This window comes from Actinomycetota bacterium (genome assembly GCA_005888325.1).
In the GTDB taxonomy this organism is placed as follows: domain Bacteria; phylum Actinomycetota; class Acidimicrobiia; order Acidimicrobiales; family AC-14; genus AC-14.
Window position 1 is genome coordinate 2,626 of record VAWU01000093.1, and the last position, 1,997, is coordinate 4,622.

The following is a 1,997-nucleotide window of genomic DNA, read 5'->3' on the forward strand; positions in this document are numbered from 1 at the left end:
CGCTGTTACTCTGGTTTCGTCGCCCTCGGCACGGCGGCTTCGGGATCCGCCGCCCTTTGCCCCGGTCGCCGGGGGCGACGGTCTATTGCTATCAAGCCCACGCGAGAAAGCCCCCGCCCCCCGCTGACGACGCCGCCATGCCGAGGTCAGCTCCTCTGCGACCCCAGTATTTCGACACCTGAGCAGCAGGTAGCCATACACCTGAGGAAGATCACGGGGATAGAGGGCGACCAGCACCTCGACGACATCAGCCGGCAGACCTTCCTCGCCGGGGGTGACCACACCTCATCATCGCTGCTCGCCCATGTTGTCCGAACATCTCCGGACAACTTCTGTCGACGCCGATGCGCCATACCGTCGCGTCGCCGATCCCGGATGACAGCATCGGCCGTGTCGGTGACCGCTGAAAACTGATCCCCTATCGCCCGGTAAGCCAGGGGGCGCAATCAGCCGCGAGGACCTTCATCGCTGGGTTACACCCGCGATTCGATCTGCGGGTTCCCGCCGTCTCAGGGCTCGATCGTGAGGTAGTCGTCCAAACCAGTCAGCTCGAGCACCCTTCGTGCCGGGGGTTGGGGAGAGCGGAGAACGAGCTTGCCTCCATTCGTTTCGACGTGTTTGAGCGCCCGGACGAGGATCTTGATGCCCTGAGCGTCCATGAAGCTCACGCCCTCGAGGTCGATGACAAGTTCGCCATGATTGTCGTCGAGCACGCCGGCCAGCGCGTCCCACAGACGGGGAGCAGTTCCCAGGTCAAGCTCGCCGCGGGCCTGGATGACGAGAGGCCCGTTGTCGGATGCCACGCGGGCGGCAAACGGCTCGAAATCGGGAAGCGACCTGGCGGTCATAGCCGGGTGATGGGGAGCTGGCGGTTGAGCCCCGTCCGCTCCAGCAGGGAACCGACCACCGGCGACGGGGCGCTCAGGGTCAGTTCGCCCCCTCGCTGGCGCAAGCGCCCGAGTGCATCGAGGAAGACCTCGACGCCAGTGGCGTCGAAGGAGGTCAACCCGCTGAGGTCGAGGATGATGTCGAGGTTCCCCTGGCCCTCGATGAGCTCGGCCAGGTGCGTTTGCAGCTCGCCCGCGGCTGCGGCATCCAGGTCCCCCTCGACGCGGACCACCACCGCGCCCAGCGCGCGTGAGCAGGTCAACGAGAATCGGTCATGATCGACCAGCGCCACCGAAGACCTCCTGATCAGCGAAGGGACTCCGGGCGCGGACACCTCCTCGAGGCGCCGTGGGAGGAGCCCTCCCCCTCAGGCTGGCTGCTCAACCGTGATCAGTATGTGGCGGCGAGCACCATCCGGCAAGCGCGACCGCCGAGTCCCGTACGGCGCCCGGCGGATCTCGAAGCAGGCTGCCTCCCCTCGGCGCGAACGCATCCATCCCGCCCCTGTCGAGCAGCCCCGATCGGCAGGCTGTCGGCAGGCATCGAGCTGGTCGGCAACGCTCGCCTCGTGGCGCTCCGAACCCGCTCGCGGACCAGGCATCGCGATCGACGTGGATCGGCGCCGAGACGGCCCCGCGTAACGAAGCGAGCGGATCACCTGGTGGGCGACGCGCTCCACCGCGGTGGACAGTGAATGGCGCCGCTGTCCAGAAGTGCCCGAGCAGAAGCTGCATCGGCGCCGTGGCGCGGCATCAGGATGCCGGTGGCCTGTTGGACCACATCGTCTGAGCGACCCAGCCGTCGGTTGAGGCCCTCAACCTCCTCCCGCCTCCGGGAGTACTCCCGTGCGTTCGCGACCGCGTAGGCGGCCTGCGCACAAAGCGAACGGCAGCTCGTCGCTGACTCGTCCCGAACGCCCCAGCCGAGCGAGAGTAGAGGTTGAGTGCCGCTCGCATCTCAGCGCGGTTCACCGACAGCGTCACGGTCAGGCAACTGAGCACGCCCTGTTGAAAGGCGTAGTGAGAAAAATGAGGCCAGCACTGATCGTCGGGCGTGGAGTCGATACCTTGCTCGGTGCCGCTGAGCAAACACGTCACGCAGGGGCCCTC

At 66.9% G+C, this 1,997-nt stretch carries 2 protein-coding genes; both read right to left on the bottom strand.

Going from position 1 to position 1,997, the window contains the following annotated elements; all coding sequences use genetic code 11:
* Positions 1–509: 509 nt before the first annotated feature.
* On the bottom strand, positions 510–848 hold the full coding sequence (locus E6G06_22335) for an STAS domain-containing protein (GenBank protein TML84838.1): 339 nt from the start codon (positions 846–848) through the stop codon (positions 510–512).
* A complete protein-coding gene (locus tag E6G06_22340) occupies positions 845–1,222 on the bottom strand; it encodes an STAS domain-containing protein (protein ID TML84839.1) in 378 nt (125 codons plus the stop codon). The genes E6G06_22335 and E6G06_22340 overlap by 4 nt, the downstream gene beginning before the upstream one ends.
* Between the last annotated feature and the right edge of the window lie 775 nt (positions 1,223–1,997).